Origin of the sequence: Agreia sp., from assembly GCF_964263775.1 — a bacterium.
In the GTDB taxonomy this organism is placed as follows: domain Bacteria; phylum Actinomycetota; class Actinomycetes; order Actinomycetales; family Microbacteriaceae; genus Agreia.
This window is the reverse complement of the sequence record NZ_CAXVWM010000118.1, coordinates 1-5,362: the sequence shown is the minus strand read 5'-3', so window position 1 is coordinate 5,362 and position 5,362 is coordinate 1. Positions and strand designations below refer to the sequence as shown.

Genomic DNA, 5,362 nt, shown 5'->3' with positions numbered 1-5,362 from the left:
CGGAATCCAGGTGGCGGGCGCCGTCGAGACCGCCCATCGGGCCGGCATCCTGCACCGCGACATCAAACCGGCCAATATTCTCACCACGGAATACAACCGCCCGGCGCTGACAGACTTCGGCATCTCGGTGACCATGGTCGGTGGCGGAGACGAGGCCGCCGTGGGCATGTCGATTCCGTGGTCGCCGCCCGAGGTGTTCGGGCAGAACTCGTCGAGCGGCCCCGGCGGCGACATCTACGCCCTCGGCGCCACGGTGTACACGCTGCTCGCCGGTCGCAGCCCGTTCGAGGTCGTGGGCGGAAGCAACGGCGGCCTCGACCTGATCACGCGCATCCAGCAGTCGCCCCTGTCGGGCACCGGACGGGCCGATGTTCCCGACTCGCTCGAGCACTTATTCGCCACGTCGATGGCCAAGCGCGAAGACGACCGCTTCGGCTCCGCCCTCGAGTTCGCGCGCGCCCTGCAGAAGGTGCAGCTCGAGCTGAGTCTCTCGGTGACTCCCGCCGACGTGCTCGACGACTCGCTTCCGTCGGCCGCCGAGGCAGAAGAAGACGACGGCCACACGCGCATCCGGGGCATCGTCACGATCGACCCGACGGCGCCGATCGCGGGCACGGCCAACCGACGCCCGCCGCAGGCGGCGGCCTCGACAGCTGCGCCGACCGCGCCGACCGCACCGCCCGTGCTGCCGGTCGGCATCCACGCCCCGGCCTTCGCGCAGGGCCCCGGGCTGGTGCCGGATGCGGTCGAGGCGACCCAGCATCGCGCGCCCCGGCCCACCGAGTACGCCGATGCGCCGCAGCCGGTCCGGTCGAAGAGGCTGCCCATTCTCATCGGAGCGATCTCGCTCGTGGTGCTGCTCGCCGTGGGCGGCACGATCTTCGCGATCAACGCGGGCGGCGGAAGCCCCGCGGCCGTCGAGACCGAAGACCCGGTCGACCCGATCGACGTCATCCCCGGCGGCACGGTCGCGCCGCCGGTCGGCGTCGTGGGAGCGCCCGGCGAGGGCGGCATCGTCTTCACGTGGTCGAACCCCGAGCCCGAAGACGGCGACGTCTTTCAGTGGGGACTGCTGGTTGCGGGAACCGAGACGATCCTCTCGTCGACGACCGACGCCACCGTCACGGTCGTGCCGGCCGAGGGCCAGAAGACATGCATCGAGGTGAGCGTGCGGCGAACCGACGGGCGCGCCTCGCAACCAGCGACGGGATGCGTACCCTGATGACCGACCTGACGACCACCGAATCCACGACGACCGACGCCAGCGTCGAGTACTGCGGCGAGTGGTTCACCCTCGATAAGACCAAGCCGTTCGACATCGGCCGCGACGCCGACCTCGACATCGACGACAACCAGTATCTGCACCGCCGCTTTCTGCAGATCGCCCACATCGACGGCCTGTGGTGGCTCATCAACGTGGGGTCGCGACTCTCGGCGTCGATCTCGGATGCGACGGGCTCGATGCAGGCGTGGCTCGCGCCCGGCGCCCGGCTTCCCGTGGTCTTCGGACTCACTTCGGTGGTCTTCACGGCGGGCCCGACGACCTACGAGTTCGTGGTGCACACCTCGACCCCTGCCTTCGTCGACTCGAAGCCGGTCTCGTCGAGCGACGGCACCACCACGGTCGGAGCGGTGACGTTCACGCGCTCGCAGTGGCTGCTGATACTCGCCCTCTCCGAGTCCATGCTCAAGCGCGAAGGAACGGGCACCAGCGAGATCCCGTCGTCTGCGGCGGCCGCCGAGCGCCTGGGCTGGGTGCTGAGCCGGTTCAACCGCAAGCTCGACAACGTGTGCGACAAGCTCAGCCGCCAGGGCGTCGACGGCCTTCGCGGGGGCGTGGGTGCCCTCGCCACCAACCGGCGAGCCCGGCTCGTGGAATACGCGGTGCTGTCGCGACTCGTGACGCCGGCCGACCTTCCCGCGCTCGACGACGACACCGCCGACACGCCGCAGGCACCAGCGGCCGCCGGATCGAAGGATGCCCGCTAGTCCATGCATATCAAACTCACACTGCAGCGCGGCGGCGGCACCTCGACGAACGTCGCCGTGACGGCGGATGCGACCACGAGCGTCTCCAACGTCGCCGAGGCCCTGTACACGGCCGATCCGAACAACACCGTCGATGTCGCACCGCCCCGGCTCACGCTGCAGGTCACCGAGACGTCGGGCCAGACCCGGGTGCTCGACCCGCAGTCGAATCTGCTCGACTCGGGCGTGCGCTCGGGCTCGACCATCGAGATCCGCCAGCACAGCGACGACTACAACGCGCCCGGCTCAGACCGGGGAGCTGCGGCGGCGACCCTGCGCATCCTGTCGGGCCCGGATGCCGGAGCCGAGTTCGCGCTGCCGTTCGGCACCAGCTACATCGGCCGCGAGCGGGGCGTGGATGTGCGGCTCACCGACTCGCTCATCTCCAAACGGCACGCCCGCATCACCGTGGGCGAGACGGTGGAGATCACCGACATGAACTCGGCCAATGGACTGTTGATGGGCGGCGAGCAGGTCGCCCGCACGGCGCTCAGCTCGGCCGACGTCGTCGTTCTGGGAGACACCGCGCTCTGCGTCGTTCCCCTGCAGCGGCTCGGCGGAGCCGCTCCGTCGACCCCCGTGATCGAGTTCAACCGCTCGCCGCGTGTGGTCGCCCGCTATCCCGGTGACACGTACCCGGCGCCCGAGCCCCCTAAACGCCCGCAGCCGCAGCGCTTTCCGATCGTCGCCCTGATCGCCCCGCTCATCATGGGTGTCGTTCTCTACGCATTCACCCGCAGCGCTCTCAGCGTGGTCTTCATCGCTCTGAGCCCGCTGTTGATGATCGGCACCTATATCGATCACAAGCTCACGGCGCGTCGTCAGTTGAAAGACGCGATCAAGCAGTTCGCCTCGTCGCTCACGGCCTTCGTCGACAAGCTGCACGAGCGCCAGCGCCTCCAGCGCGCCGTGCGGCTCGGCGAGTCGCCCTCGGTGGGTGACAGCCTCGAGTCGGCCCACCGACTGGGCCACCTGCTGTGGACGCACCGGCCCGAGCACGGCGCCTTTCTCGCCGTGCGCCTCGGCCTCGGAACGGCGCACAGCAGAGACGTGGTCACGCTGCCGCAGTCGAACGACAGCCTCCCCGAGTTCTGGGGACAGCTCGAGGAGGTGGCCGAGAAGTTCTCGCTCATCGACAACGTGCCGATCGTGGCCGACCTGCGTGAGTCGGGAGCCCTCGGCGTGGCCGGCAGCCTCGAGCTGCGTCGCGGAGTCACCCGCGGAGTCGTCGCCCAGCTCACCGCGCTGCACTCCCCCGCCGAACTCGTGGTCGCAGCCCTCGTCTCGCCTGCTTCGCGCGAGAGTTGGGAATGGCTCGAATGGATACCGCACACCGGCTCCCCGCACAGCCCGCTCGCCGGCGATCACCTCGCCGACAACCCCGGATCGGGCCTCGCCCTGCTGTCGCGACTCGAAGAACTCGTCGCCCAGCGCACGGGCGGGGCACCCAGCGCTCGTGGGGCGCTCGAGAGCCCCGATCTGCCGCCGAAGAAAGACGACCAGAGCGACATTCCACTTCCCATCACCCCCGCCGTCATCGTCGTGATCGAAGACGATGCGCCCGTGGACCGCGGCCGCCTCAACCGCCTCGCCGAGCGCGGCGCCGATGCCAACGTGCACATCGTGTGGTCCGCGCCATCCATCGCCCACCTGCCGGCGGCCTGCCGCAGCTTCGTGAGCGTCGATTCGGATGCCGCCGGCGGCACCGTGGGCCAGGTTCGCCTCGGCGAGCACACCTACCCGGTGGCCTGCGAGACCGTAGAGCTCGACGCAGCGCATCGCTACGCGCGCCACCTCGCGCCGGTCGTCGACGTCGGATCGCCGATCGACGACGAGTCCGACCTGCCCCGCTCGGTGTCGTACCTGTCGCTGGTGGGCCCCGAGCTCGCCGAGCAGCCCGATGCCGTGGTCGAGCGCTGGCGCGAGAGCAACTCGATCGCCCTGCGCGACGGCTCGCCGCCCGTGCGTCGCAAGAAGGAGGGCTCGCTGCGCGCCCTCGTGGGCCACAGTGGCACCGAGCCGTTCTACCTCGACATTCGCAACCAGGGCCCGCACGCCCTCGTCGGCGGAACGACCGGAGCCGGCAAGAGCGAGTTTCTGCAGTCGTGGGTGCTGGGCATGGCGGCGGCGCACTCCCCCGACCGCGCCACGTTTCTCTTCATCGACTACAAGGGCGGCGCCGCCTTCGCCGACTGCGTGGCACTGCCCCACACCGTGGGCCTCGTCACCGACCTCTCGCCGCACCTCGTGCGCCGCGCCCTCACCTCGCTGCGCGCCGAGCTGCGCTACCGCGAGCACCTGCTCAACCGCAAGAAGGCGAAAGACCTGGTCTCGCTCGAGAAGACGGGCGACCCTGAGACGCCGCCGAGCCTGTTGATCGTGGTCGACGAGTTCGCCGCGCTCGTGCAGGAGGTGCCGGAGTTCGTCGACGGCGTCGTCGACGTCGCCCAGCGCGGCCGCTCGCTCGGGCTGCACCTCATCCTCGCCACGCAGCGCCCTGCCGGCGTCATCAAAGACAACCTGCGCGCCAACACCAACCTGCGCATCGCGCTGCGCATGGCCGACGCCGAAGACTCCTCCGACATTCTCGGCACCCCCATGGCCGCCTACTTCGACCAGTCGATTCCGGGTCGCGGGGCTGCGAAGACCGGCCCCGGCCGGCTCGCGTCGTTTCAGACCGGATACGCGGGAGGGTGGACGACCAACGAGCCGCCGCGCCCGCGCATCGACATCAGCGAGATGAACTTCGGCGCAGGAGCGGGATGGGAGGTGCCGGAGGTCGAGGTCGTCGAGACCGCCGACCCCGGGCCGAACGACATCGCGCGACTCGTCGCATCCATTCGTACGGCGGCGCGACGCGCCGACATTCCAGACCCGCGCAAGCCCTGGCTCGACGAGCTCGCCGCCGTCTACGACTTCTCGCTGCTGCCGAACCCGCGCACCGACGAGCGACTGCTGCTCGGCGTGATCGACGAGCCCGAGAACCAGATTCAGCCGACCGTGTTCTACGAGCCCGACCGCGACGGCAACATGGCCGTCTACGGCACCGGCGGTTCGGGCAAGAGCGCGACGTTGCGCACGATCGCGGTCGCCGCCGCCATCACGCCCCGCGGCGGGCCCATCCACATCTACGGCCTCGACTTCGGGTCGAGCGGACTCAGCATGCTCGAGGAGTTGCCCCACGTGGGCGCCATCATCGACGGCGACGACGAGGAGCGCGTCATCCGCCTGCTTCGGATGCTGCGCGACACTGTCGACGACCGCTCGGCCCGCTACTCGGCCGTTCGCGCCGGCAGCATCGGGGAGTACCGACGCATCGCCGGAGTGCCGAACG

At 70.0% G+C, this 5,362-nt stretch carries 3 protein-coding genes; all 3 read left to right on the top strand.

Annotated features, from left to right (window positions below):
• On the top strand, positions 1-1,222 hold a 1,222-nt coding region (locus tag ACE5CZ_RS08925), incomplete at its 5' end, for a serine/threonine-protein kinase (protein WP_374946975.1).
• Complete coding sequence (locus tag ACE5CZ_RS08920) at positions 1,222-1,989, top strand: hypothetical protein (protein ID WP_374946974.1); 768 nt, start codon at positions 1,222-1,224, stop codon at positions 1,987-1,989. The genes ACE5CZ_RS08925 and ACE5CZ_RS08920, both read left to right, overlap by 1 nt.
• Before the next feature lie 3 nt (positions 1,990-1,992).
• A partial coding sequence (locus tag ACE5CZ_RS08915; RefSeq protein ID WP_374946973.1) for an FtsK/SpoIIIE domain-containing protein occupies positions 1,993-5,362 on the top strand: 3,370 nt, incomplete at its 3' end.

What these genes read in the sequence shown, in the direction of transcription:
- ACE5CZ_RS08920 (WP_374946974.1), top strand. Translation starts at nt 1,222, where the DNA reads ATGACCGACCTGACGACCACCGAATCCACGACGACCGACGCCAGCGTC.